24 protein-coding genes are annotated in these 25,335 nt (G+C 70.1%); 14 read left to right on the top strand and 10 right to left on the bottom strand.

The window, feature by feature from the left end:
- Positions 1–56 precede the first annotated feature (56 nt).
- The 4 genes from AOM04_RS00650 to zorA are packed head-to-tail and all read right to left on the bottom strand — an operon-like array spanning position 57 to position 7,096.
- Positions 57–3,086: a DEAD/DEAH box helicase gene (locus tag AOM04_RS00650; RefSeq protein ID WP_062460801.1), complete on the bottom strand. Its 3,030-nt coding sequence runs from the start codon at positions 3,084–3,086 to the stop codon at positions 57–59.
- A complete protein-coding gene (locus tag AOM04_RS00645) occupies positions 3,073–4,620 on the bottom strand; it encodes an EH signature domain-containing protein (protein WP_082104248.1) in 1,548 nt (515 codons plus the stop codon). Before AOM04_RS00645 ends, AOM04_RS00650 begins: the two co-directional genes overlap by 14 nt.
- Entirely contained in the window at positions 4,617–5,450 is an 834-nt protein-coding gene (locus AOM04_RS00640; protein ID WP_062460795.1) for an OmpA/MotB family protein, read from the bottom strand. The genes AOM04_RS00645 and AOM04_RS00640 overlap by 4 nt, the downstream gene beginning before the upstream one ends.
- Positions 5,447–7,096 (bottom strand): anti-phage ZorAB system protein ZorA, encoded by a 1,650-nt coding sequence (gene zorA, locus AOM04_RS00635; protein WP_062460792.1) that lies wholly within the window; start codon positions 7,094–7,096, stop codon positions 5,447–5,449. Before zorA ends, AOM04_RS00640 begins: the two co-directional genes overlap by 4 nt.
- A gap of 336 nt (positions 7,097–7,432) precedes the next feature.
- Between zorA and AOM04_RS00630 the strand changes: the two genes are divergently transcribed.
- Positions 7,433–8,581: a 4Fe-4S dicluster domain-containing protein gene (locus tag AOM04_RS00630; RefSeq protein ID WP_062460789.1), complete on the top strand. Its 1,149-nt coding sequence runs from the start codon at positions 7,433–7,435 to the stop codon at positions 8,579–8,581.
- A 23-nt stretch (positions 8,582–8,604) separates the two neighbouring features.
- On the opposite strand, the gene AOM04_RS00625 is transcribed toward AOM04_RS00630, so the two are convergent.
- The gene (locus AOM04_RS00625) at positions 8,605–9,636 is read right to left on the bottom strand and encodes a DUF8320 family protein (RefSeq protein ID WP_156160547.1); all 1,032 of its coding nucleotides are present in this window, start codon (positions 9,634–9,636) and stop codon (positions 8,605–8,607) included.
- Positions 9,633–10,838: an ATP-binding protein gene (locus AOM04_RS00620; RefSeq protein WP_156160546.1), complete on the bottom strand. Its 1,206-nt coding sequence runs from the start codon at positions 10,836–10,838 to the stop codon at positions 9,633–9,635. The genes AOM04_RS00625 and AOM04_RS00620 overlap by 4 nt, the downstream gene beginning before the upstream one ends.
- Before the next feature lie 281 nt (positions 10,839–11,119).
- Between AOM04_RS00620 and AOM04_RS00615 the strand changes: the two genes are divergently transcribed.
- The 3 genes from AOM04_RS00615 (at position 11,120) to AOM04_RS00605 (ending at position 13,122) form a co-directional block, all read left to right on the top strand.
- Entirely contained in the window at positions 11,120–11,860 is a 741-nt protein-coding gene (locus AOM04_RS00615) for a hypothetical protein (protein WP_062460780.1), read from the top strand.
- A gap of 63 nt (positions 11,861–11,923) precedes the next feature.
- Positions 11,924–12,520, top strand: a complete 597-nt coding sequence (locus tag AOM04_RS00610; protein WP_062460776.1) for a hypothetical protein — start codon at positions 11,924–11,926, stop codon at positions 12,518–12,520.
- Positions 12,521–12,582: 62 nt separating this feature from the next.
- Positions 12,583–13,122: an RES family NAD+ phosphorylase gene (locus AOM04_RS00605; RefSeq protein ID WP_062460773.1), complete on the top strand. Its 540-nt coding sequence runs from the start codon at positions 12,583–12,585 to the stop codon at positions 13,120–13,122.
- A 426-nt stretch (positions 13,123–13,548) separates the two neighbouring features.
- On the opposite strand, the gene AOM04_RS00600 is transcribed toward AOM04_RS00605, so the two are convergent.
- The 3 genes from AOM04_RS00600 to AOM04_RS00590 form a co-directional block, all read right to left on the bottom strand.
- Positions 13,549–15,762, bottom strand: a complete 2,214-nt coding sequence (locus AOM04_RS00600; RefSeq protein ID WP_439645051.1) for a TOTE conflict system archaeo-eukaryotic primase domain-containing protein — start codon at positions 15,760–15,762, stop codon at positions 13,549–13,551.
- A 244-nt stretch (positions 15,763–16,006) separates the two neighbouring features.
- Positions 16,007–16,216 (bottom strand): hypothetical protein, encoded by a 210-nt coding sequence (locus AOM04_RS00595; RefSeq protein WP_156160545.1) that lies wholly within the window; start codon positions 16,214–16,216, stop codon positions 16,007–16,009.
- 5 nt (positions 16,217–16,221) lie between these two features.
- A complete protein-coding gene (locus AOM04_RS00590) occupies positions 16,222–17,115 on the bottom strand; it encodes a RelA/SpoT-related domain-containing protein (RefSeq protein WP_062460761.1) in 894 nt (297 codons plus the stop codon).
- Positions 17,116–17,236: 121 nt separating this feature from the next.
- Here AOM04_RS00590 and AOM04_RS00585 point away from each other — a divergent pair, with 121 nt between their 5' ends.
- From AOM04_RS00585 to AOM04_RS00540, 10 genes are all read left to right on the top strand, one after another.
- A complete protein-coding gene (locus AOM04_RS00585; RefSeq protein ID WP_082104247.1) occupies positions 17,237–18,148 on the top strand; it encodes an FAD/NAD(P)-binding protein in 912 nt (303 codons plus the stop codon).
- A 1-nt stretch (position 18,149) separates the two neighbouring features.
- A complete protein-coding gene (locus AOM04_RS00580) occupies positions 18,150–18,992 on the top strand; it encodes an NADH-quinone oxidoreductase subunit B family protein (protein WP_082104246.1) in 843 nt (280 codons plus the stop codon).
- A complete protein-coding gene (locus AOM04_RS00575; protein WP_062460757.1) occupies positions 18,989–20,296 on the top strand; it encodes a Ni/Fe hydrogenase subunit alpha in 1,308 nt (435 codons plus the stop codon). Before AOM04_RS00580 ends, AOM04_RS00575 begins: the two co-directional genes overlap by 4 nt.
- Positions 20,293–20,790 (top strand): hydrogenase maturation protease, encoded by a 498-nt coding sequence (locus tag AOM04_RS00570; protein ID WP_062460753.1) that lies wholly within the window; start codon positions 20,293–20,295, stop codon positions 20,788–20,790. The genes AOM04_RS00575 and AOM04_RS00570 overlap by 4 nt, the downstream gene beginning before the upstream one ends.
- A complete protein-coding gene (locus AOM04_RS00565; protein ID WP_062460749.1) occupies positions 20,781–21,011 on the top strand; it encodes a HypC/HybG/HupF family hydrogenase formation chaperone in 231 nt (76 codons plus the stop codon). Before AOM04_RS00570 ends, AOM04_RS00565 begins: the two co-directional genes overlap by 10 nt.
- Positions 21,008–21,925 (top strand): DMT family transporter, encoded by a 918-nt coding sequence (locus AOM04_RS00560; RefSeq protein ID WP_062460746.1) that lies wholly within the window; start codon positions 21,008–21,010, stop codon positions 21,923–21,925. The genes AOM04_RS00565 and AOM04_RS00560 overlap by 4 nt, the downstream gene beginning before the upstream one ends.
- Positions 21,922–22,734 (top strand): DUF6390 family protein, encoded by an 813-nt coding sequence (locus AOM04_RS00555; RefSeq protein WP_062460742.1) that lies wholly within the window; start codon positions 21,922–21,924, stop codon positions 22,732–22,734. The genes AOM04_RS00560 and AOM04_RS00555 overlap by 4 nt, the downstream gene beginning before the upstream one ends.
- Positions 22,735–22,763: 29 nt before the next feature.
- Positions 22,764–23,489, top strand: a complete 726-nt coding sequence (locus tag AOM04_RS00550) for an energy-coupling factor ABC transporter permease (protein ID WP_062460739.1) — start codon at positions 22,764–22,766, stop codon at positions 23,487–23,489.
- A gap of 82 nt (positions 23,490–23,571) precedes the next feature.
- Positions 23,572–24,000 (top strand): helix-turn-helix domain-containing protein, encoded by a 429-nt coding sequence (locus AOM04_RS00545; RefSeq protein WP_082104245.1) that lies wholly within the window; start codon positions 23,572–23,574, stop codon positions 23,998–24,000.
- A 28-nt stretch (positions 24,001–24,028) separates the two neighbouring features.
- Positions 24,029–24,598, top strand: a complete 570-nt coding sequence (locus AOM04_RS00540) for a PIN domain-containing protein (RefSeq protein WP_062460736.1) — start codon at positions 24,029–24,031, stop codon at positions 24,596–24,598.
- A gap of 150 nt (positions 24,599–24,748) precedes the next feature.
- Here AOM04_RS00540 and AOM04_RS00535 read toward each other — a convergent pair whose 3' ends face one another.
- Entirely contained in the window at positions 24,749–25,303 is a 555-nt protein-coding gene (locus AOM04_RS00535; protein ID WP_062460733.1) for a hypothetical protein, read from the bottom strand.
- Positions 25,304–25,335 lie beyond the last annotated feature (32 nt).

Below are 25,335 nucleotides of genomic sequence, written 5' to 3'. Positions count from 1 at the left end.
TTGGTGCAGGGAGGACGGCGTGCGATCGCCGTCCTCCCTTCTGGTTCGACGAGCAGCTAACGGCCACCGAACGCCGCGAACATCTCCGCCTCCGACACCACACCGGGCGCCATGACCGCGTCCCGCACGAGCAGCTTGCTTGCGAGCAGCCGGTCGAGCAGCACGTCGAAAGAGTCAAAGTCCGGGTGCGTCGCGGCCGGCAGATGTACGTGCACGTCACGGGTCTGACCAATGCGATAGACGCGGTCGGTGGCCTGCGCCTCCTTGGCGGGGTTCCAGTGCCGCTCGAGGTGGATCACGTGGTTCGCGCCCACCACCGTGAGCCCCACGCCAGCGGCGATGGGCGACATGACGATGACGTTGAACCCGTCCGCGTTCTCGAAGTCGGCGATGAGCTCCTTGCGCGACTGGGAGCGCCCGCCCGAGGTCGCGGCGGTGTCGCCGTTGATGACGTGCGGCATGACCCCGAGCTCGAACTGCAGCCACAGCGCGAGCAGCATCTGCAGGTCCTTGGACATCGCGAAGACGATGGCCTTCTCGCCTCGCGCCTGGATGTCGCGCAGCACGTCCATTGTCACGGTGAGCTTCGCGGAGTCGCCCAGTTGTCGCCGTGCGACGTCGGCGTCGACGGGGATCGACGGCCGCGCGCCGCGGACGCCGAGCTCAGGGTGCAGCGACGCGAGGCGCAATGCCATGAGCACTGCAAGCGCGGCTTCACTCCCTTCGCCTGACGCTGAGTGCAGTCGCTGGAGGTGCCCCTCGTACGCCGCACGTTGGGCAGCCGGCATCGACCGGGCGAGCGCGGGATCCTTGACGATGAGCGCGCCTGCCGGCGCCGCGAGCGCGGTGTGCAGGTACTTGGGTGGGAGCCCGTCGAGGTGATCCTCCTTCTCCCGCCGCAGCATGAATGCGCCGACGGCCTCGCGCAGCTCGCGGCCGAGCCTCGCCCGCAGCGCATCTGACTCCGTCGGCTCTGCGTCCTGCGCGGGGACGATGTACCGCTCGCGGAAGTCGGTCCAGTCGCCGAGAAGCCCGGGCTGGGCGGTGTCGACAAGGCACCAGAACTCTCCGAGGGAGTTCTCCACCGGCGTGCCGGTCGCGAGGAGCTTGAAGTCCGCCTTGATCGCCTTCGCCGCGCGGGTGCGCATCGAGTCGGGGTTCTTGAGTGCCTGGGCCTCGTCGAAGACCACGACGCCCCAATCGATCTGGCTCAGCGAGAACTGGTAGTCGCGCAGCGTCTCGTAGGTCGCGAGGACGAGGCGACCCGGCTTGTCGAGACGCTCGGCGCCGGCTTGCGGCCCCACCTTGAGCGAGATCCGCAGCTCACCGTCTTTGACCCGACCGCTGTCGTCGATCGCCGCGACTGCCTGCGCGGTCTCGCGGCCGGATCCGGAACGGCGGAACCTGCGCAGGTCTCGTCCGGACTGGAGCGCCACGATCTCGCTGAAGGGCGACGATGCGAAGGTCTTCGCGACCTCGTCCTCCCAGTTCTCGATCAGGCTGAGTGGCGCGACCACAAGCACCGGCTTCGCCGGCCTGCCGTCGTCCTCGACCGCGCGCGCGAGCTCGGCGATCGCCACCAGCGTCATGAACGTCTTGCCCAGGCCCATGTCGTCGGCGAGCAGCGCACCCTGCAGGCGGTACATCTGGTCATGGTCCTCGCCGCGTGCCGCCGTCATGAGCCGCAGCATCCACTCGATGCCCTCGCGCTGATGGGGGAACGGCTGGCGCAGCAGCCCCGAGTAGTCGGGAGTATGGGGGAGCGCGGCCTCGCGGGCGCGGTCGGCGAGCGCGGTCTCGACGCGGTCCGCCTCGTGCAGCAGGAAGCCGACCTTCTCCGTCGGCTCGGATGCGGCGGCGCGCTTCGCGACGGGCGCAACGTCCGACCGCCCGTTCTCGATGCGGTCGGTGGCGCTCTCGAGCGCCGTCTTCACTGCGCCCGGATCGGCAATGTCGATGAGCTCGGCGTCGAAGCGGAGGCAGTCGGCGCCCTGGACCTTCGCGGCCTCGTACTGCCGCTCGAACCGTGCGACATCGTCGGGCGTCCTGAGCAGGTGGACAAGCACGTCGGCGAGCTTGGGCAACGTGTCGGATGCAAACCAGTCGAGGTTGCTCGAGGACCCCTCGCCGAAGTCGACGTGCTCGATGCGGCCGATGCCCTCGACGCGCACCGAGAACCCGATGTCGAGGTCGACGAGTGCCGCGTCGAGGAACGCGCTCGGAGTCTTGAGGAACGCCTCGACGTCCTCGGGCGCGACGGCCCGGTTCGTCAGGACCTCCTCAACCGCCGCCATCGACCTCTCCTCGAGAACGATGAGGCCCTTTCCGATGCGCAGCACACCACTCGAGCGGCCGCGCACCTGATGCCAGCGTGACTCGGCGGCGGCAGCGTCCAGGCCCGCGACAGCGGGGGACAGGATGAGTCCACCCTCGTCGGTTCGGGTGGCGGTGATGCCGACCGCCTCTGGCACGGCTGTGGTCCAGCCGCCGGTCGTGAAGTGCGCGAGATCGATGTCCATGCCTTCGGTCGCGGCGCGCTGCAGGGAGGCGACTAGGGAAGTGTTCACGGCCTCGGTGCGGGCGGCAGGCTCGAGCTCCGAGTGCCGGGCGACGGCATCGAGCGCGGCGGCCTGCGCGGGCGTGGCGAGGAACTCGGCCCCGGCGATTCGCATGACCGGGCCCTTGAGCCGCACTGGCGTCTCGACGCCGTCGACCTCCCCGGAGACTCGGACGGCGAACCGCGTGTTCGCGGTGTGCGAGGTGATCGCCGTGGTGAAGCGACCCGCGTAGCGTGGCGGGAGAGCGAGGAGCTCAGCGGCTTCGCCGTCGAGCGCGGTCGCCGAGCGGGATCCGATCTGGAAGCCGCGAGGGATCTCGTCCGCGAGGCCCTGCTCGGCGAGCATGCGCAGGAGGATCAGCTGCGCGGTCGCGAGCGGCGCACCGGTTCCGGCGACGATCGCCTGGTACTCGTCCGGGCCCGCGATCGCGTTGACGCCGTCGCTGTCGACCGTGACTTGGAAACCAGAGCCAGGCTCGACCGTCTCGTCGTGCTGAAGGACCGATCGGATGATGTCACGAAGCCCCACTGGCTGACCCCTTCTCGAGCGGAACGGGACGACCGTTCGGGTTGACCCAGGGGAGGCCATGCCGTTGGCGAAGCTGTTGGTAATCGGCGCGGCTGAGGATCGCCTCTGGGTCGACTGCGATCCCGTGCTGGGCGAGGAACTCGAGGAACTTCGACTGCCACAGGCCGGCGTGGCGGGTGCCCACGTGTCCGGCGCCCTGCGCCGTCCCCATGCTTGCGATCCACCGTTGTTCGAAGCCGGTGGCGAGTTCGCTTGTGAGCTCCTCGTAGAAGAAGCTCCGCCTGCTCGGATCGACCACGCGAGCGGATGGCAGGTCCAGGTAGGTCCACAGCTGGGTATTGTGCGATCCCTCGATGATGTGGAAGTCACCGCAGTCGAGGTAGAGGAGCGCGCGCTGCGAATACTGGCTACCGGTGAGGTTCGCAGAGGCAGCGAGGCTCGCCTGCCAGGCGAAACGGCGGACATCGTCGCCGATGAAGAGCCGGCTACGGCGGACGATGCCGAGGTCGATGAGCCCCTCGAGCATGCGCTTGCGCGGCGGCAGCATGCGGGACATGCCCTCGGTACCGGCCTCTGTTGAGTATTTCGCGAGGACGTCGAGGAACACCTGGAGGTCGGCGCGAGCGAGCCAGGAGGCGACGCGGTCCTCGCGATCGCGACCGAGCGGCTTCCACCACGTCGCGTACGAGTCCTTGTAGGTGAGGCGAGGGTCGCCGGCGACCTTGAGCACCGTGTCGCGCCACGCCTCGCCTGGGTATCGGTGCTCGGCGCGATCGATGAGGATCTCAAGCGCGGCGTGACCGAGCATCCGTCCGCGCAAGTGCGGTTTCTCGTAGGTCTCGGGCTGGGCTACCTGCTCCAGTACGTCGCTCGTGGCGCCGATCGCCAACGCGCGCAGCTCCTCGAGGAACACGTGCTGACGGACCAGCTCCATGTACCGCCCACCCTCGTAAGGCGCCAGACCCATCGCGAGGATCGCCGCTTCCGGGTTGCCCGCGTCACGGCGAATCGTCTGCGCACCTGCGAGCGGACCGTCTCGATGGGTGAGCGGCACAGACTCTCCTGCGACCGTGCTCGCGAAGCCCAGGCGCGCGCCGTCGGTGAGCAGCGCGCCGAGTGCCTCGAGGATCGACGAGCCACCCTGCTCACGGGGGAGGTCGTCGAGCTCGTCGAAGCGCAAGAAGAACACGCTCGCGAGCTGTTCGACCAGGAGCGTCGACAGTCGGCGATGCGCTGACCGGATCGCCTCGATCAAGGGAACGGAGATCGTGTCCCGGCAGTCGCCGTCGACCTCGGCCCACAGCCACGACAGTGCCCGTGCGTAGCCCGTGTTCGCGAGCAGCGGGATCACCGCATTCGTCTCGCCGCTCCGCAGGAGCGGTCGCAATGCGTCGACAAGATTCGACAGACCCGCAGCCGTCGCCTGGCCACGCATTGTTCGGGCTTTGGTCGTGAGCCGTTCCCACCGCAGGTCCGAGTCTGCTTCCCATGCAGCCGGGATAGGAAGGCCGATCGGCGGCAGCCGGAACGTCATGACGATGAGTCCGAGGCGAACTCGTCGCTGATGCCTTGCAACTCGTCGCTGCTTGGCCGCACGATCGTGATGCGGATGTCGATCCGTCGGTTCGGCGCGTGCTCGGATGCGCCCTGAGGCGTGCCTGCGACGGGGCGCGTGTCGGCATAGCCCGAAACTGAAAACAGCGGCGCACCAGCGGCGTTGTTGAGGGTGTCGAGCTGCTTACCCTTCGGCAATGTGTCGTCCCAGAGCTGCCAGAGCGAGATCGCGCGGAAAGTCGACAGTCCCCAGTTGTTCATCCCCAGTGGGCCCTCGAACGGCACCGAATCGGTGTGCCCTTCGATGAACACCGTGTCGAGGTAATCCGTCCGGTCGCCCTGGCGGAGAACATCGCTGAGGATGACGCCGATCGTGGCGGCGCGGTCCCGGTATGCCGGCGCGATGTCATAGTTGCCGGAGTCGAACCCCAGCGCCGAGCTCGGGATGCTCAGCACGGACGAGTCCTCGTTGAGCACCACCTGGATGCCAGCGGCCTGCAGCCGAGACTGCATCTCCTCAAGGATCTCGGCGCGCACGTGCTCCGCCTCGCTGATGGTGCCGATCTGCGCATCGAATTGGGACTGCTGCTCGTCCATGGCGGCTTGTTGGGCCTGTTGGGCCTGGATCTGCGTGTCGACCGCGGCCAATGCGGTGCCGAGTGCGTCCTGCTTCGACATGAGCTGCACCATGAGCGCGACTGCGGCGAGGATGAACAGGATCAAGAGGCTGGACATGATGTCGGTGAACGACACCCAGTACGAGTTCTCGTCCTCGACCGAGTGGCGCCGCCGGCGCCGGGTGAATCTCACGCCTGACCATCCGCCCGAGTTGCCTCGGCGCCTCGCACGAGGGCGTCGGCCTCACCGACGACGTCTGCCGCGCCGGTCTTGGTCTCGAGCTCGTCGACGACGGCGGCGAGAGCCTGCGCCACGTGCAGCATCTGGTTCGCGTAGTCCTGGCTCTGCGTGTTCCACACGCCCATACGGTGCTCGATCTGCTCCTCGATGTCAGCCGAGTAGTTCGTGAGCCACTTCGAGACCTGCGACTCAAGTGACTCCACGTGTGCGCGCAAGGCCTCGGCCACGGACTCCGCATCGGCGCGTAGGCCGGACTGGAACGCCTGCTGGGTGGCGCCGAACTCGGTGAGCTGCCCGCGCATCGTCCCGACTCCGTCGGCCAGCGTGGTGGCGGCGGTCCCGAGGTGGTCGGATACGGTCGTCGCGCGCTCCTGAAGCGCGTTGACAAGCGTCGCCTGCGCGTCGACGCTGGATTGGAGCCTCTCGAGGCTCGATGTGGCCAGCGTGAGAGCGCCATCGAGCGAGGACGATGCTTGCTGAATCTGCGGCGCGGCGGCGCCCAGAGCGCTGGCGGACTCTGACAGGTGGGAAGACGAAGCCTCGAGTCCATCACGCAGGATGGCGAGCTCTGCGAGCAGGTTCGTGTGCTGCTCACGCAGGTCGGCGGACGCGCGACGCGACTCCTCGACCATCGCCTCGAAACGTGCCGCGACAACTCCGATCGCCTCGGTGAGCCGGGCCGATGACTTGTCGAGCGCCATCGCCTGTTTGGTGCCGATATCGGTGAAGGACGAGGCGAACCTGTCCACCAGCTGCCCGAATACCTCGGTCGACTGCTCGGTGGTGGTGGCCACCAGCTTCTCCATTGCGGGCGTCATGGCCGTGGTGATCGCCGTCGAGAGCGCGCCCTGGAGGTCCTGCGACACGGACTGAACGGTCTCCTGCAGTCGGTCGCCGATGCGCTCGTGCAGCTCCTGAAGTGCCTGGCTCGACTCGTCAGACGAGTGCCGGATCGAGAGGAGCGACTGCTCGGGAGTGAGTCGCTGGTACAGATGGTCGATCAGCTGCTGAATCGCGGTGATCTTGGCAACGACGCGCCGCTCGGTCCGCTTCTCGACCCAGTTGATCAGGATGCTGAGGCCGACTCCGAAGACCGAGGTCGTGAACGCGATGCTGGCACCGCCGATCATCGTCTCGATGCCGGCGAGGAGCTGGTCGGTATCGGCGTCCGGTCCGAGCGCCGCGTGAGAGTTGAGACCTCTCAGGCCGAGCCAGAGGCCCACGAAGGTGCCGAGCACGCCGATGGCGGTCAGTAACGCGGGCACCGCCGCGAGGAGACGGTTGTTGACGAGGCTCGGCGCGAGGGTCGTCTCGTTGAAGAAGTAGTCGGCGTCTACGGTGTTGTACAGAGCCGAACCGTCGGGTGCGGTCGCGAGGGTCTCATCGAACTCGTGCCACAGCCCGGCGACGACGGGGTCGCCTTCCTTGGCTGCCTGGGCGACCACGCGCCGCTGGTCGACCGGATCGCCCTCGCTCGCGGTCGCGACCAGGTCCTCGAGCGCAGCGATGCGGCGCCCGAACGCCTTGCGTTGGCGCCGTAACCAGAAGAAGGTGACCAGCGCGATGAAGGCCAGCGCAGTGACGAACAAGGCAGTCATCGGTGCGCCTCCACGCGAGACTGCCCCAACGGGCTCGGCAGGATCGGCGTGAGCCGGTAGAACATGTGGTGCCCCCAGTGCGAAGGGGCCTGTGGGGCCCATCGCGCGATACGTCGAGTACGGATGGTGATGCGCTGCGCGCAGGTGCGACCGTATCGGATCCCTCGGACATGCCCGCCGTGCCGCTCCAGAACCCGGTTATTGTCTCACGAGTGCGTAATTAGACATTGGGCGAACCTGTGTTCGCGGCTGTGATCTCCCACACGTCGGAGCCCCCGGACCAAGGTCCCTAAAGATCCGTGGCAGCGCGCCTACCGTCGCAAGAGGAGGCGTGTCATGGACGACATCCGAATCCTCGAGCCCCGGGGCCTCGACGCACTCATCTCAGAGTTGCGCCGCCGCGGCTACCGCGTCGTCGGGCCGACCGTCCGGGGCGACGCGATCGTCACCGGCGACCTCCACGCGGCCTCCGACCTGCCGCAGGGCGTCGGCGACAGCCAGGAACCGGGCGCCTACAGACTCCGAAAGCGCGCCGACGACGCCTACTTCGGCTTCGCCGACCCCGCCCAGTCCACCAAGCCGGTGTTCTTCCCGGCCGAGGAGGTCGTCTGGCGCGGCCGACGCGAGGAGGGTCACTTCACCGTCGAGCGCGACACCCCAGATCAGCAACCGATCGCACTCCTCGGAGTGCGCAGCTGCGACCTCCGCGCCGTCCAGATCCACGACGCCGTCCTCGCCGACCGGCCCTTCCACGACGCCCACTACGTCGCCCGTCGCGACGGCACTTTCACCGTCGCCGTCGCCTGCGGCGAGCCAGCCGCCACCTGCTTCTGCGCCTCCATGGGCACCGGCCCGCGACCCGCCGCCACGAACCCTCAAACACAACAGCCCGCCTACGACCTCCTCCTCACCGAGGTCATGACGCCCGACCACCACTTCGTCCTCGAGGTAGGCACCGACCGGGGCAGGGAAGTGGCGGACGCCATCGCGACCACCAAGGCGGGCACGGACGCACAGGAAGAGGCGATAGCGGTCGCCGACGCAGCGGCCGCGCGCCAGACAAGAAGCATCAACACCGCCACCATCCACGACGTCCTCCAGGCCTCCGCCGAGTCACCTCGCTGGGACGACGTGGCGAGCAGGTGCCTCGCCTGCACGAACTGCACCCTCGTGTGCCCGACCTGCTTCTGCACCACCATCCAGGACACCAGCGACCTCGCCGGCGACAATGCCGAGCGTCGCCGCGTCTGGGACTCCTGCTTCTCCGAGAACTTCAGCTTCATCCACGGCGGCCCCCTCCGCGGCGACGTCAAGGCCCGCTACCGCCAATGGCTCACCCACAAGCTGTCCAGCTGGGAGGACCAGTTCGGGATGCTCGGCTGCGTCGGGTGCGGCCGCTGCATCGCCTGGTGCCCGGTCGGCATCGACATCACCGAGGAGGCTGCCGCGCTCGGCCGCATGGCGACCGCCGCATCGTCCTCCTGACCCGGGGACGATGCGCGCCTCACCTACCGATCGACACCCCGGGGCAGTGCCACCCGCCGGATGTCGGTCGCGTCCTGCGACACGATGGTGAGGACCTCGTCGCGCCGCGGCGGCAGCAGCCGCACCGTCACAGTCCCCTCCAAGGCGGCATCCAACGCCCCCGAGACGGCGTCGACGATCGCGTCGGCCTGCGTCTCCGGCAGGGGAGCGCCGCGGTCGTCCAGCAGGGTCACCGCGACCCCGCGCGACCGGGCCCGCGTCGCCGCGGCCACGATCGGCGGCAGCGCCAGCCCCCGCCCGCGCACCGAGTCGCGCAGCTGCGCCTCGACGCGCACCAGGTCGTCCCGCTGGGCGTCGGTCAACACAGCACCGGACGCGATCAGCGACAGCGCCGGCACCACCACCGACGCGAGCTCGTCGGCGCGCTGGTCCTGCACCGCCCGCGCCGCCTCGGACGCGCTCGCGGCCGCGGCCGCGTCCACCGAGCGCTGCGCGAGCCCGTTGATCCGCGCCGTCGACCGCCGCAGCGCTCCGCCGAACAGCGTCGCGATGAGCAGCAGCAGCACCTGCGCGCTCGCCAAGGTGATCCCGTACAGGACCCCGCGTCCCGACGTCGCCGCCCACAGCATCGTCTCCAGGAGCATCGCGAGGCCGCCCGCCCACGCGTACCCGGCGCGGCGCCGCAGGATGAGGAACCACAGCAGCCACGTGTTCGCGCCCAGGTACCAGGTGGATCGCCCCAGGCTCCCCGCATCAGGCAGCGCGTAGCAGACCAGCGCGGTCGACGCCACGACGATCGCGAGCGTCACCCAGGTCTGCCGGATCGGGAACGGGTCGGGATGCGGGCGGGTCACCAGGATGCCGCCCGCCGTGACGAGCGCGACCGCGAGGTAGGACGCCCACACCTGGTCGAGCAGGTCCGCGGTGCTCGCCACGAACATGAGGTTCGACGCGATGTAGACGCCCAGGATCAGCCGCGCACCCTGCGTGTGCAGCCCAAGCAGTCGGCTGATGTCGGTCGCGCCCGGCCGCGCGGCCGGGGCCGGCGCGCTCATGCGACCGCCTCCGGCCGCCACCACAGGTCCACCGTGGTGCCCTGTCCGGGCGCGGACACCACGCGCGAGCCGCCGCCGCGCAGCGCCGCCATGCGCCCGTGGATGCTCACCTGCAGCCCGAGCCGCCGCGACGAGACGTTGCGCGGCACGAACCCGCGGCCGTCGTCGCGCACCGACACCCGGACCTCGTCGTCGGCGACGGACACCGCGACCACGCGCGCGACCGTCTCGCCGGGCTCGCCCCCGTGGATGACGCTGTTGCGCAACGCCTCGCCGGTCGCCTCCGCCATCGCGGCCACCACGGAGGCGGGGATGTCGCCCTCCGCCGTCACGCGGGAGGTCACCAGGACGTCCTCGTCGATCTCGCTCGCGGTGGCGCGCAACGCCGCCACCAGCTGCTCAGGCGGGTAGGCCGCCGTGGGGGAGCGCAGGCCGGACCCGCGGATCGCGGCGACCGATCCCAGCGCGCGCTCGGCCCGCTCGGCGACGGCGGGGGAGGCGGGGGTGCGGACGGCGGCGAGGAGGACGGAGATGATCTCGTCGTGGACGAGCGCGTTGATGCGCGCCTGCTCGCGCTCACCCGTGCGCAGCGACGCCTCGAGCGCCGCCTCCTCGCGGGCGCGTGCCGCCTCGACGTCCTGCCGCGCGGCGGCCGTCACCACGCCGGCACCCGCGCCGGTGAGGATGAGGCACGTCACGAGCGCGCCCACGCCGTCGAGCAGCGACTGCTCGAGGATGCCGCCGCTCGCGTAGTACTCGACCGTCGCGACCAGCGGCAGCTGTGCGACCGGGAACAGCCACACGGCCGGCCGGTTCCACGCGACCGCCAGCAGCGTCGCGTGCAGCGCGCCGAAGCCCTGCAGCCACGGCGCCGCGGCATCGTTGAGCGTGCTCACCGTCATCGCCGGCACGAACAGCACCTGTGCCAGCACGAACCCCGCCGCGGACGCCGTCACCAGCACGCGCATCGTCCTCATGCTCACCAGGAAGGCGAGCGGCGCGTAGGCCACGGGGATCGCGATCCCGACCAGCACGGTGAACGCCCAGAACGGCGGCTGCAGCTGGTCGACCTGCGCGAGGAAGCCGTTCGCGCCGCGGGGGAGCGCCGCCACCAGCGCCGCCGCGATGCCCGTGGCCAGGTACACCGTGCGCTGCATGCGCTCGAGCGCGCTCCGGGTGGCACGGGCCTCCGCGGGGCTCATGCGGCGGGCCATTCGTGGGGCGTGCCGGCGCGCGTACGGTCGCCTTCGGTATGCACGATGCGTCGCCTCCCGCCGCACGATCCGCACGTCCCGACCGCCCTTGGCCGAGCCCCCTCGCCCATGGTGCCTGCATCGCGGGCATTTGGCCCAGCGCAAGCGCGTGTCCCATGCCGTCGCCGCAGCCCGGGAACGGCCGCCTTGTGTCGATCAAATTGAGCCTGTGGACAACGGCCGCGGCGCCGCCGGCCGTGGTTACGGTGCGAGGGTTCGAGGAGGCGCACATGACAAGCGGCGACAAGGTCACGATCCATCTCGCGTACAAGCCCGATGTGGGGCTCGCGGGGGAGTGGCCATGGGCGACGCCGCTCGAGACCGACGACCGCGGCGGCATCTACCGCCTCGAGAACTTCCTCATGATGACGCCCCTGGTGGTGGGCGACCTGGTCCGTTGCGAGAGGGGAGCGGACTCCCGGCTCCATGTCGTGCAGCTCGTGGGTCTCGCGCACGGCCTGCTGCTCGGCGTCAAGCATCCACGAGACTCCGAGGCGGCCGTCCGGCCCGTCGCGCTGGCGCTCGATGCCGCGGGCTTCTGGGTGAACCGCCCGCGCGACGGCTTCCTCCAGGTCTGGGCCGGCGCGACGCCGCCCCATCTCGTGACGGATCTCATCGCACGCGACTGGCCGGACGGCTGGGAGGTCGTGGAGAGGCTCGATCACCTCGGCCGCCGCATCGTGATCGGCGAGTACATCGACCTCGATTTCCGTCCCCGCCCGCTCGTGCCGGCGGGCGACAGCGGCTACTGGGCAGCCGAGGATCCCGCGTGGTCGCGCCTCGGCATCACCGATCCGGCGAGGCTTGCCCGCGTGCAGACGCTGGCCGCCAGGGACCCGCGCGTCCTCGCGACCATCCGCGCCGGCAGGCACGCCGACGTGCTCGAGTTCATAACCCGCATCTCCGTGGGGGACCCGCGGCTGCTCCCGCCGCTGACACGCCCGCTGCTGGTCGATCCGCCCGGCCCATGACGCCCCTTGTGCATCGTTGCGCAAAGCATTGCGTCACGATGCGTGCGGACGTAGCGTGAAGCCGTGACCCACTTCATCGAGCTGCCGGTCCCGCTCGCCGACGAGGTCGACGCCGGCGCGATCACCGTCGAGGAGATCCAGGCCTCGGTCGACGCGGCCGTGCGGCGCGGCGTGGTCTACTCGGCGATCTCGGACTCCGACCTCGACGCCATGCTCGCGGGCTCCGGGCTGCCCGCGGACGCGCAGGAGCGGGTCCGCGCCGCCCACAACGCCCCCGCGATCGCGACGCAGGCGACGCTCGCCGATGCCCTGGCCGCGAGCGCCGCGCTCGCCGGCGCCTTGTCCGCGCAGGAGGCCGCCGCGCGCGTCGGGGTGTCCGTGTCGACCATCACGCGGCGCCACGAGCGCGGCGAGCTCCTCGCGATGCGCGACACTCGCGGCCGCCTCCGCCTTCCTGCCTGGCAGTTCACCCAGGCGGGGCAGCTCGCGGGGTGGGGTCAGGTAGCGACCCGCCTCGACGACATCGACCTGCGCACCGTCGAGGCGTTCATGGTGACCCCCGACGAGGACCTCGACGGCGACACGCCCCTGCGATGGCTGACCGCCGGCCGCGACCCGGCACCCGTGGTCGAGTTGGTCGAGGGCCTGCGTCTGTGGTGAATGGACGGCCGGCACCGGAACCCACGTTCCGCCCGACCGACTTCACGAGGTGGGACGGGCCGTTGTGGCGCATCGTCCGCACCTCGGGCGACCACGTGCGCCCGTGGTGGGAGCCTCGCTCGTACGGGCCGTTGCGCACGATGCGCTGGGACCCGCAGCTGCCGCCGCCACGCGACCAGCCGGGACGCGCCGTGCTCTACGCGGCGAGCGACATCGTCGGAGCCGCCGCCGAGGCCTGGCACGCGACCCGGCGCATCGACGTCCGCAGCGGCGACCCCGTCATCGTGTCCTTCACTCCGCAGCCGCTGAGGCTCCTCGATCTCACCTCGCGCGGCAGGTTCCTCGTCCGCAACGGCTTCGACGCGGGGATGGTCGGCGGACCTCGCGCGGCCTGTCGCCGGCTGGCTGGTGCCGTCCTCACCGCCGATCCCGCGATGGAGGGGCTGCTCGTCCCGTCCGCGCGCACCGGCGTCGACGTGGTGCTGTTCGCCGCCGGCGGCGCGAAGGTGGGCCGGCGGGCGACCCTCATCCATCGCGCCGACGACCCCTCCGCCGTCCGGCTGCTCTCCGAGGTCGCCGACGAGCTCGGCTACGCGATCTGAGGCGCGGCGCACCCCGCTGTCAGGGGCGTGCGCCTGGAGCGGCCGTTCATGGCGATCAGTTCGACCCGCGGGAATCGCGTTCGCGGAGACGCCTGGCCCGTGATGATCGGGCCTACAGATTGACGACCCGTTGCCGTCCAGATTGACGACTGGCGAGGCCGTTGTCCCCGACCCACGTCGCCCCTGGGTCAGTTCCACGACTGCGGGGGCGGCTCTTCCGCCGGGCCGCGTGGACTGGTCAGGTGGCGGCATGACACGACGACGCAAGGAGCTGCTCCACGCTTGCGGCGTCGGCGCCCGCTCCACGACCTCGATCCAGACCCAACGTAGGTGTTCGAGGGATTCGAGCACGGGCACCCCCGCGAGGTGTGTTGACGCGCTCCCCCGTGGGCCGACCGGTGCCCGGCGTAGACGCATCTAAGCCAACTATGCGGAACGGTCGACCGCGAAACCCTCCTTCGCGAGGACGCGACGGCGCCTGCCATGCATGCGCTCAAGTAGCGGCACTGAGGAGTCCCTGAAATCGTGGACGGTGGCGGCCGTGTCTGCCGAGCGTGTGACGCGGCCCACCTGTTGGATGATGCGTCCCTTGAACGACACAGGAACCGCGAGGAAGAGCGTGTCGAGCGAGGGTAGATCGATACCTTCGCCAGCAATCTTGTCCATCGCGACCAGGACGAACGGTTCGTCGCCAGCACCAAGTTCTGAGATCCGCGCGCGAAGTGCACGACGATCGGCCGGCTTCAGGCGGCCATGCAGACCTATCACCGGCACGCTCAACGCTGCCGCCAACGCCGACGTGAGGGTCTCGAGGTGGTCGAGCCTGTTCGTGAGCACGAGGCAGCGGCCGCCGTTCTTAGCTGCGCGCGTGACCTCCCCAATGATCAGCGCGTTGCGCGCCGTGTCGACCGAGAGCTCCGAGTAGATGGCTTGGATAGAAGGCCCGTCTGCGCCGGACTCCTCGGTGCTGAACGCGGTCTCGTGGACGACGAGTAGTCGTGCCGAAGTCGGCGCAGCCGCGATCGTGTGGCGAATGGGGCCCACCTGCATCGTGATGAGGCCGTCCATCTGGTCCGCTCGGTACGGAGTCGCAGTGAGTCCAGTCCAATGGATGACGTTGACCGATCTGATCGCAGCTTCCACCGCGGGCGCGGCGATCGCGTGGCATTCGTCAACAATGACCTGGCCGTACTCCTCAAGGATGCGCGGATCGCCGGACCGGTGCGCGATGGATTGCATCATGATGAGGTCGATCATGCCGCGGCGCTTTCGCCGGCCGCCGCCGAGCTGTCCGATCTGCTTGTCCTCGATGGACAGGAACTGGGTAAGGCGTGCCCGCCATTGCTGAAGCAGCTCCGCGCGGTTCACAAGGATCGCGGTCGCCACTGATCGTTCCGCGATCAGCGCGCACGCCATGACGGTCTTCCCAGCGCCGGGTGGGGCGACGAGTACCCCGAGATCGTGCGCGAGCACGGCATCGACAGCGGCTCGCTGGTCATCGCGGAGTGCGCCTGAGAAGTCGATCTGGATGCGTGGGCTGCTGACCGGGTTCTCAGCAACCTCGAGGTTGAAGCCTGCTTCGGCGAGGACGTCGCGTGTCTGGTCGAACAGTCCGCGGGGCAGTCTGAGCTCGTTTTCGTCGTGCTCGAAACAAGTTACGAGGCGCGGGACGCCGAACGTCGAGAAGCGCTGGGCCTGTCTGCGGTAGAACTCGGGGTTGGCCACCGACGCCGCGTGCTTGAGCTCCGCGATCACGATTGCGGGGACTCCAACCACGGGAACGTGCACGGTAGCGTCGCGCCGAATCGTGATCGCCCGCCCGTCGATTTCGCGCGCGACGGAGCGGATGTCAGTCCTCCGCGGACGTGACCGGAGGTCATCAAGTGGGCCCGAACGCAGCCTCGGCGCAGTGGGGGGCGCCTCCTCGAGAGCCGACGTAGGAATCCGGCGCACCGCTGCGAGCGCGGCGAACTGGTCCGGCAACGGCTCCCACGAGTCGGGGTCCGCGAACACCGACGTGCCGCGTCGACGGCAGTCTCCCTGGAGCGGGAGCGCGATGAGATTCCCAAGGCGCATGCGGCCCGTAGAGCGCTCGGGCAAGGTGTCTTGCGACGGGAAGAATCGGTCGTAACTTGTGAGCGAGATGGATGCGCGCGTGGCCATCGCCTTGCGAAGGAGCGTCGCGCCGAGTGCGCGTGCAGCCGAGGCGGGGACGGGTTCGTCGAAGAACAGCCAGACGTGCGCGCCGTCGCCCGACCGCGAGATCTCCGCGAGTGCGTCGAAGCCCGAGTCTCGACACGCTCGCGCGTAGGCGGCGGCCTCCAGCCGCCACGGACCGTCGTCGAAGTCGCACACCAGCAGCCGGCAGCGGTCGCCACGCATCATGGGGTAGAGGCCGACATGGAACTCGTCGTCGCGCTCCGGGTCCCCGCTGAGATGGTGACCGATCACGGCGTCAGTGAGCGGTAGGAGATCTGCATCGGTCATCTGATCGGTGTAGAAACCGCCGCGAACGGCAGGGCTCCATCCAGACTTGCCGGTACGTCGACTCGTCCAGCGGAGCGCATAGACGTCCTCACGTCCGGCGAACCGTTGTCGAAAGAGCGCCAACTTGGCGGCCGGCGAAGAATCCGCGTTCACTGAGCCGAGCGCCGTCTCTGGCGTCTCAAGTCTCGACGACCGGACGGGTCCTCGCTGCTCGCGTTCAAGTCGAGCGAGCTCGGTCCGCGCCAGAGCGAGCTCTGCTTCGAGCCGCTTGACGTTGCGCCGTGCTGCGACAAGAGCGTCGCCGTGCTCGCGCGGACTTGTCTCGGATGCCACGGGCGCCAGCGAGGAAGCGACGCGGGCGTCATCTCGCTTCCCGGCCGTCTCGGCTACCTCGCGATCAATTGCGCGCGAAGTAGCGCGAGTGCGTGCGCTTGATCGCCTCGAGCGACGAGCCCACGAGGCTCACCACCTCGAGGTCGGGGTCCTCATTCGTCTTCTCGAGGCGAAGCCGCTCGGCAAGTGCCGCCCGGTGCCCGTCAGGTCCCTCGAACGAGTGCACCTCGCTGATCCCGCTCTTGCGGTGGTACGAGATCACGTAGCCGGCCATGATGGTCACCTCCCTTCGCGTGATTGCGATCGTATCTCGCGTTGGGCCGATCGCAGCATGTCGAGCACCTGGGCATGCGTGTCTCGGAGGAGTGTCAACGTCACCGCAGCCACATCCGAATCGCCCAGAATCGCTTGCGCGGCACGTTCCGCACCCGTGATGCCCATGGCGGCAAGCGCCGGAGCGAGCTGCGTATCGGGCATCGTTCCAGCGTTGCAGCGAGCGAGAAGATCCTCGATCGACTCCGCACGCGCGATGGAGTTCCGCGAGAGGTCCTGCAGGAGCTCGACCGCTTGGCGTTGGTCGGCGTCAGGAGGGAGCTCCCCGTACCGGATGGAGCGGCCCGCGAGATCCGCCAGCGCCTCGTACGTATTGGCCCACTCGCCTTGGAGCTCCGTGCGGATCTGAATCTCGAACCACGCGCCCTTCGGGCGGTCAAGGCGGACCCAGACGTGAACGGCGCGATAACCCGAGTGGTCCTCGACGCGAAGGTCTTTGACCTTGGCTGCCGACTTTCCGAAGTGGTCGACGAGCGCCGCGGCGAGCAAGTCTTGTGCGCCGAGCGTCATGTCCCCTTCGATGCGGATCCCCGCAAGGTCCTGTATCGACGGCAGTTTGTCGCTTGGCCGCCGAGTCAGCTTCTCCCGGACGGTCTCGCGGACTTTTGCGCGCCCAGTCAGAAGCACAGGCGCGCCGCAAACGCTCGAGAGGTCAAGGAGCTCCAGTTCCTCGAGCACCGCTGCGACGAGGTCGTTGTACCAGGACCAGAGCTCGTCGTAGTGAAGCGATGAGATCGCGGCCGCGTCGGCGTCGCGGATCGCGTTGCCCAGGCGCTTCAGCTCATTGAGGGTGCCGGGCCTGTCAGATAGCGCGGCGACCGGCCAAATGCTCGGATCCATGGCGCCAGGCTATGCGCCGTCAAGCGCGAGGTTCGGCAATCCACATGCTCGCGCGCTCACCCGGACCAAGGTCCCTCGCGCCATCCTCTCAGCGGCCTAGCGTCGCTAGAGGAGGCATGTCATGGACGACATCCGCATTCCCGAGCCCCCCGGCTCCGCCGCGCAGGTCGCGCCGGGCTCGAATGCGGCCTCCGTCGAGGTCCTCGACAACGACCCCATGGTCCCGCGCCGCTACGTGGTCACCCGCGTGCGCCAGGACACCCGCGACACCTTCACGCTCCTGCTCGACCCCGCCGACGGCCAGCCGCCCCTCGACTTCAGTGCCGGCCAGTTCACGATGCTCCACGCGTTCGGCGTCGGCGAGGTCCCCATCAGCATCTCCGGCGACCCGGCCCACCCCGCGCCGCTCGAGCACACGATCCGCAACGTCGGCGCCGTCACCCGCGCCCTCGTCGAGGCCACGCCCGGCACCGAGATCGGCGTCCGCGGCCCCTTCGGCACGTCCTGGGCGGTGGACGATGCGCGCGGCCACGACGTCGTCTTCGTCACCGGCGGCATCGGCCTGGCCCCGCTCCGCCCGGCGATCCTCGACGTGCTCGCCGACCGCGGCGCCTACGGCAAGGTCCTCCTGCTCTACGGCTCGCGCACCCCCGACGACATCCTTTACGGCAACGAGATGCACCGCTGGGCCGACCTCAACGACGTCAACGTGCAGATGACCGTCGACAACGCGCCCTACGGCTACAAGGGCCGGGTCGGGTTCGTCACCGAGCTCGTGAGCCGCGCCGGCTTCGACCCCCGCCACGCCTTCGCCTTCGCGTGCGGGCCCGAGGTGATGATGCGCTCCGCCGCCAACGCGCTCAACGCCCGCGGCGTCCCGAAGGACAAGATCCGCCTCTCCATGGAGCGCTCGATGAAGTGCGGCGTGGGCCTGTGCGGGCACTGCCAGCTGCGCGAGACCTTCGTCTGCGTCGACGGTCCGGTGCTGGACTACGCACGCCTCGAGCCGCTCATGAACGTGCGGGAGCTCTGAGATGACCGACCACGAGCACACCCACGCCCACACGCACGAGGCGCCCGCGGCATCGTCCCTGGACGCCCGCCCCAAGCTCGCGGTGTGGAAGTTCGCGTCGTGCGACGGCTGCCAGCTGAGCCTCCTCAACTGCGAGGACGAGCTCCTTCAGATCGCAGAATCCATCCACATCGCCTACTTCCCCGAGGCCACGCGCGCAATCGTCGCCGGCCCCTACGACCTCTCCCTCGTGGAGGGCTCGATCACCACCCCCGACGACGTCGCGCGCATCCACGAGATCCGCGCCCAGTCCTCGACGCTCGTCACCATCGGCGCCTGCGCGACCGCCGGCGGGATCCAGGCGCTGCGCAACTGGGCCGACGTCGACGAGTTCCGCTCGATCGTCTACGCCCACCCCGAGTACCTCAAGACCCTCGATACGAGCACCCCCATCGCCAGCCACGTCGACGTCGACTACGAGCTGCGCGGCTGCCCCGTCGACAAGGTCCAGCTGGTCGAGGTCCTCGCCGCCTTCCTCAACGGCCGCAGGCCCCGCATCCCCACCTACTCGGTCTGCGTCGAGTGCAAGCTCAAGGGCAACGTCTGCGTCCCGGTCGCGACCGGCACCCCGTGTCTGGGCCCGGTGACCCAGGCCGGATGCGGCGCCCTCTGCCCCTCGTACGGGCGCGGCTGCTACGGCTGCTTCGGCCCGCAGGACTCCGCCAACACCGAGGCCATGACGCGCCAGCTCGCCGAGCTGGGCATGTCCAACGCCGACATCGTCCGCGTCTACCGCACCTTCAACGCCGGGGCGCCCGAGTTCGCGGCGGCCTCCGACCGGGTCGAGGCGGGAGGCGCGCGATGACCCACCAGCTCAAGGACGGCGGCCAGGTGATGCAGGTCGGCATGCTCGCGCGCGTCGAGGGCGAGGGCGGCATGCACATCGCTTTCAAGGACGGGAAGGTCGAGACCGTCCACCTCAACATCTTCGAGCCGCCCCGCTTCTACGAGGGCTTCCTCCGCGGCCGCAGGTTCACCGAGCCGCCCGACATCACCGCACGTATCTGCGGCATCTGCCCGGTCGCGTACCAGTCGGCGTCCACCGAGGCGATGGAGACCATCTGCGGCGCGACCACCACCGACGCCATCCAGGACATGCGGCGGCTGCTCTACTGCGGCGAGTGGATCGAGTCCCACTCGCTTCACATCTTCATGCTCCACGCGCCCGACTTCCTCGGCTACGACAGCGTCCTCGAGATGGCCAAGGACCACCCCGAGGTGGTCCAGACGGCGCTGCGGCTCAAGAAGGCCGGCAACGACCTCATGACCGCGGTCGGCGGCCGCGCCATCCACCCGGTCAACGTGAAGGTCGGCGGCTTCTACCGCATGCCCACGGTCGCGGAGGTGGCCAGGCTCCGGCCCGCGCTGGCCCGAGGAAGGGACGATGCGCTGGAGGCCGTCGCGCTCGTGGCCGGCTTCGACTTCCCCGACTTCGAGCAGGACTACACCTACGTCGCGCTGCGCCACCCGGACCGCTACCCGCTCGAGCGCGGCACGGAGGTGGTCGCGACCAGCGGGGTCCGGTTCCCTGTCTCCGAGATCGCTCAACATGTTGAAGAGTTCCACGTCGAGCACAGCAATGCTCTCCACGCGCGCTTCGACGGCCACCCCTACCTCGTCGGCCCCCTCGCGCGCTACACCCTCAACTTCGACCAGCTGAGCCCGTCGACGCAGGACGCCGCGTTCCGCGCCGGCCTCACAGAGGAATGCCGCAACCCCTTCAAGTCGATCATCGTGCGCACGGTCGAGCTCGCCTACGCCTTCGAGGAGGCGCTGCGCATCATCGACCACTGGCAGGACGGCCACGCGCCCTCCGTCCAGGTGGACGCGCGACCGGGCGAGGGCATCGGCGCCTCCGAGGCCCCGCGAGGCCTCATCTGGCACCGCTACCGCATCGACGCGGACGGCATCATCGAGGACGCGCAGATCGTGCCCCCGACCTCCCAGAACCAGGCCAGCATCGAACAAGACCTCCGCCGCGCGGCCGAGCAGTGGACCGACCTCGACGACCACATGCTCACCCACCGCTGCGAGGAGGCCATCCGCAACTACGACCCCTGCATCTCGTGCGCGACCCACTTCCTCGACCTCAGGGTGAAGCGATCATGAGCGCGAACCGGGTGCTGGTGGTCGGGCTGGGCAGCCCCGACCGGGGGGACGATGCGGTCGGCTCGGTGGTCGCCGAGCGCCTCGCCCGCCTCGACCTCGACGCCGTCGACGTCGTCACCCGCGAGGACCCGACCGCGCTGGTCCAGCTGTGGGCCGACCACGGCGCGGCCCTCATCATCGACGCCGTCGCGTCCGGCAACCCGCCGGGACGGCTCCACATCCGCGAGGTGGGCGACTCTGGCGAGCCGCTTCCCACCAGCGCGTTCACCGCCGCCGGCCGCGGGGGCAGCCACGCCTTCGGGCTTGCCGGCGCGGTCGAGCTCGCCCGCACGCTGGGCACGCTGCCCGCGCACGTCACGGTCGTCGGGGTCGAGGCCAAGAGCTTCGGCTTCGGTCCGATGTCCCCGGAGATACAGGAAGGGCTCGACGCCGCGGTGGCCACCGCGACCGCCGAGCTCATCGCGCTGAGAGAGGAAGTCCAGTCATGTGCGTAGGAACCATCGCCAAGGTCGTCGAGGTGCACAAGGACGGTCGTGCGGTCGTGGAAGACCACGGCCGGCGCCAGCTCGTGCTCGAGATGACGGTCTCCGACGACGACATCACGGTCGGCGACTGGGTGGTGGTGCAGTCGGGCTTCGCGCTCGAGCGCATCTCCGAGGCGGAGGCGCGCGATGCGCTCGCCATCCGTGACTCAGGAAGCGAGCCGACGACATGAACGCCACCCGCACCCGCGGCCTCGCGCTGGCAGGCGTCACCGCGCTGATCAGCGGGGTGGCCGTCTACGTCAACGGCTTCGGCGTCGCCGCCTTCGGCGACGCCACGGCCTACACGACCGCGAAGAACGGCGCCGCGGCGCTGATCCTCGCACTCGTGTTCGCCGTCGGACGCCGGTCCGCCGGGGCAGGGTCGGTCGCGCTGAGGCGACCCACCCGCCCCGGCCACCGGTGGGGCCTCGTCTACATCGCGATCCTCGGCGGCGCCGTGCCGTTCGTGCTGTTCTTCGAGGGCCTCGCCACCACCGCCTCGACGCAGGCCGCCTTCATTCACAAGACGCTGGTCGTGTGGGTCGCGCTCATCGCCGTCGTGGTGCTCAAGGAGCGGCTCACGTGGTGGCACCTCGGCGCGATCGGCCTGCTGGTCGTCGCGCAGCTCGGGCTTGCCGGGGGCGGCGTCAGCCTGGTCGCCGACCCCGGCACCACCATGATCGCCGCCGCGACCCTTCTCTGGGCCGTCGAGGTGGTCGTGACCAAGCGCCTCCTCGCCGACCTCACCCCGTGGACCACGGCCCTCGCCCGCATGGGCGGCGGCACGGTCGCGCTCCTCGCCTGGTGCGGCCTCACCGGCCGCCTGGACGATGCGCTGCCCGCCACCGCGTCCCAGTGGGGCTGGGTCCTTCTCACCGGCGTGCTCCTCGCCGGCTACGTCGCCACCTGGCACCACGCGCTCGCGCTGGCGCCGGCCGTCGACGTCACCGCGGTCCTCGTGCTGGGGGCGCTGGTGACCGCGATCCTGGCCGGAGCGCTCGACGCCGCACCCCTCGCGGCCCAGGCGCCCTGGCTGATTCTCCTCGCGGCGGGCGGGCTGCTCGTGTGGCTCGCCCCCCGACTGCCCGGGAGGGCCGTCACATGACCGACACCCAGCATCGTCGACCGTCCGCGCACCCCGAGGCCCTGCCGCCCGAGGCCGGAGCGCTCATGTTCGGGAGGTATGCCTTCCCGCCCAACGACCTCGGCTACTGCGGCCCCGACCGCGCCGACGAGCTCCTTGAACGCGTCGACGCCCGCGACTCCGGGCCCGAGCTCGAGGAGGTCGCGCGCGCCTTCGAGGGTGCGTGGCCGTACCTCGAGCTCATCGGGGAGTGCCTGGGCCGCGCCCCGCTCGACCCGGTGGTCGTCGAGGCGTACTGGCTCGGCGGGCCCGTGCTCGACCACTGCGGCGGCGCGCCCTTCGCGCGCAGCCTCGAGGAGCGGTTCCGGCCGCGCCTGACCCGGCTCGAGTTCGAACGCCTGGTCGCAGGCGTCGCCGCCGGCGGCACCCCGCACCACAACTTCCACGTGTTCGCCGTGTACCCGTGGGTCGGGCTGCTGCGCCACGGCCACGTCGAGGGGCCGCTCACGGTCCTCGACAGGTGCCGCATCCGCGGGGGAGAGGTGCTCGCGATCGACGGTGACATCGCGATCGTCGAGAGCCGCCACCTCGCGTGGGACGGCCGCCAGCTCACGCTCGCCCCGCCCACCGCCGACCCGGTCCGCATCCGCCGCGACGGCCGTGCGCTCGCGCCCGCCGTCCGCCCCGGCGACCACGTCGCCATGCACTGGGACTGGATCTGCGACTGGATCGGGTCCACGCGCCTGGCCAGGCTGCGTCAGGCCACCGCCCAGCAGCTCGAGACGGTCAACCGCCTCGCGTTCTCGGGCCCCGCGGCGGTCCTGTCATAGGCGCCGTGCTCTCCTGAGAGGAGACGATCATGCACATCCAGGACGGGGTCCTCGACCCCACGATCACCATCGGCGCCGGCGTGGCCGCCCTCGGCGCGGTGACATATGCCGGGTGGACGATGCGCCACGGCCGGCCGCGTCTCGGCGCGGCCGTCGCGGGCGCGGGCGGGGTGCTCATCGCGCACCTGCTCGACCTCCCGCTGAACTCCAGCGGCTCGCTCACGGGCCACGTCATCGGGGGCACGCTGCTGGCGATCGCGCTCGGACCTTGGCTCGCCCTGATCGCGATGGCGGGCGCGCTCGTGGCGGAGGCTCTTCTGTGGGGCGACGGGGGAGTGACGGCGCTCGGCGCGAACGTGCTGGTGATGGGGGTCGTGGGGATCCTCGCCGGCTGGTGCGCGTACCGCGGCGCGGTTGTGCTCGCCGGGCGCCTGCGGGGGGCGGCGCCCGGCGATGCCCTCCGTGCGGGCGCGGCCGGCCTCGCGGGCGTCGCGAGCGTGATCGCGTCGTCCCTGGTGCTGATGGGGATCTACGCGCTGGGCGCACCCGGCGCGCTGGCAGGAGTCTCCTTCGGTGCGCTCGCGCAGCACTACGTGGCGTGGGCGGTGCTCGAGGGTGCGGTGACCGGCGCTCTGGTGGCGGTCGCGCTCGGGTGGGCGGCGCATCGTGCCCGCGCCCGGTGGCACGCCGACACCCTGGGCGTCGGGCACCGGCAGGTCCACGTGCTCGACGGCGACCTGGAGGCGTTGGGTTGAGACTCCCGGGCGATGTCTGATGTTGCACTTATAAGTGTCGTGTAGGACACTTGCAACTTGTAGCGGCGAGGAGGGGTGCATCATGACCGAGCCCGGGAGCACTACGGTATTCGCGAACGAGAGCGAGCGCGTCGAGGCGCAGAGGCTCGTGACGTTCTTGGAGGAGTCCCTGTCGTCGCGTCCGGATGCGGTCGACGGCGCTCCGGACCTCACCCCGGCGTTCGCGCGGTTCCTGTCGACGGTGCTGCGCGAGGTGGCGGAGGGCCACACGGTGACGGTCGGGACGATGCCGCCCGAGCTGACGACGACGGTTGCGGCGGAGCAGCTGGGGATCAGCCGCACCAGCCTGATGAAGCTCGTGCGGTCCGGCGAGCTACGGTCGCACAAGGTGGGCACGCACACCCGCGTCATGACCGCCGACGTGGTCGCGCTTCGCAAGAGCCGTCTGCGTGCCCAGCGACGCGCGCTGGACGATCTGCTGGCATTGGAGGATGACCTCGACATCGGGTGATGTCGGATGCGCGCGATAGCGTGCGCGCATGCTTACCCGGGTCCTGCTCGACGCCAACATCCTGGTGTCGCGGACCCTGCGGGATGCGATCCTGATCGCCCAGGTCGAACAGCCCGGGATGTTCTCCACCTGCTGGACCGAGGACATCCTGGCCGAGGCCCTGTACCACGTGCGTCGGTCGAACCCCGGCCTGAACGGCACGGTGGTCGCGAGGCTGCGCGACCTGCTTGCAGCGTCGATGTCCGAGCGCATCTCCGACTATCCGATCGTCCCTCTTCAGGGGCTGACCGATGCCGACGACCTTCACGTGCACGCGGCCGCGGTAGCCGGCGGGGTCGACCTGCTGGTCACCGACGACCGGGACTTCCTCGAGCTGCCTGAGTCGATCGTCGACAGACTCCCATACGACATCCTCTCGGCCGACGACTTCCTGATGCTGGCCGACGACTCCGCGCCCGCCGGGGTGCATCGCATGGTGGCGCGCCAATGGGAGTACTGGCGGGGCAAGGATCCCGCGAGCGACCTTCCCGGGCGCTTCCGCTCGGCCGGCTGCCACCGTTTCGCTGAGCGTGTCGCCGGGCACGTCGCGCGTCTCTAGGTGGACGTGACCGGCGCATCGTTGCCCGCCCCTCGCGCCGGTGGGACAATGGAGGTAGCGAGGGGCAGTAGTTCCAAGCAGTGGACCCGGTAGCCGTCCGGATGGTCGGTCAGCCGGGTCTCACGCTGTCCGGGCCGGTTCCCGCGCCGGTCACGCCGCGTCGGCGAGGTTCGGCGCGAGCACCTCGTGGTGCACCACGAGCGGCTCGATCGCGGCGCGGTCCGCGCCGCCCTTGGTCCACAGCCAGGCCGCGAAGTCGGCGATCCACAGCAGCGGCTCCTCGACGGCCGCCGCGTGCCGGTACGCGAAGCGGCGGATCTGTCCGGCCCGCATCAACCCCGCGACGGTCCGCCGGTCGCGGTACTCGACCGGGGCGTCCTGCTCGAGCACCCACTCGCTGACCTCGTGCGCGGAGGCCCACCGCGCGAGCGCGTCGACGCACGCCTCTCGCGCGACGAACTCGGGGTGGGTCTTCGCGTGCTCGACGATCACGATGTCCACGCGCCCCGCCAGCCTGATGAGCCGCCGCAGCGCGCGCTCGCGCGCGTCGGGCCGCTCCTTGGAGGTGTGCCAGCGGCGGGAGTCGCCGACCCGCCAGTCGAGGACCTCGCGGCGCACGCGGGCCAGGTCGTCGACGTCGACCGCGGCGCCCGCGAAGCGGAAGCCGTCGACCTTCGACTCGTCCGAGTAGAGATGCCTGTCCATGACCCCGTCACCGTTGACCCGTCACCTCGAGT

The organism is Demequina soli (assembly GCF_000971195.1).
GTDB classification, from domain to species: domain Bacteria; phylum Actinomycetota; class Actinomycetes; order Actinomycetales; family Demequinaceae; genus Demequina; species Demequina soli.
Note: the sequence above shows the minus strand (reverse complement) of the source record. Positions and strands in the feature narration are given on the sequence as shown.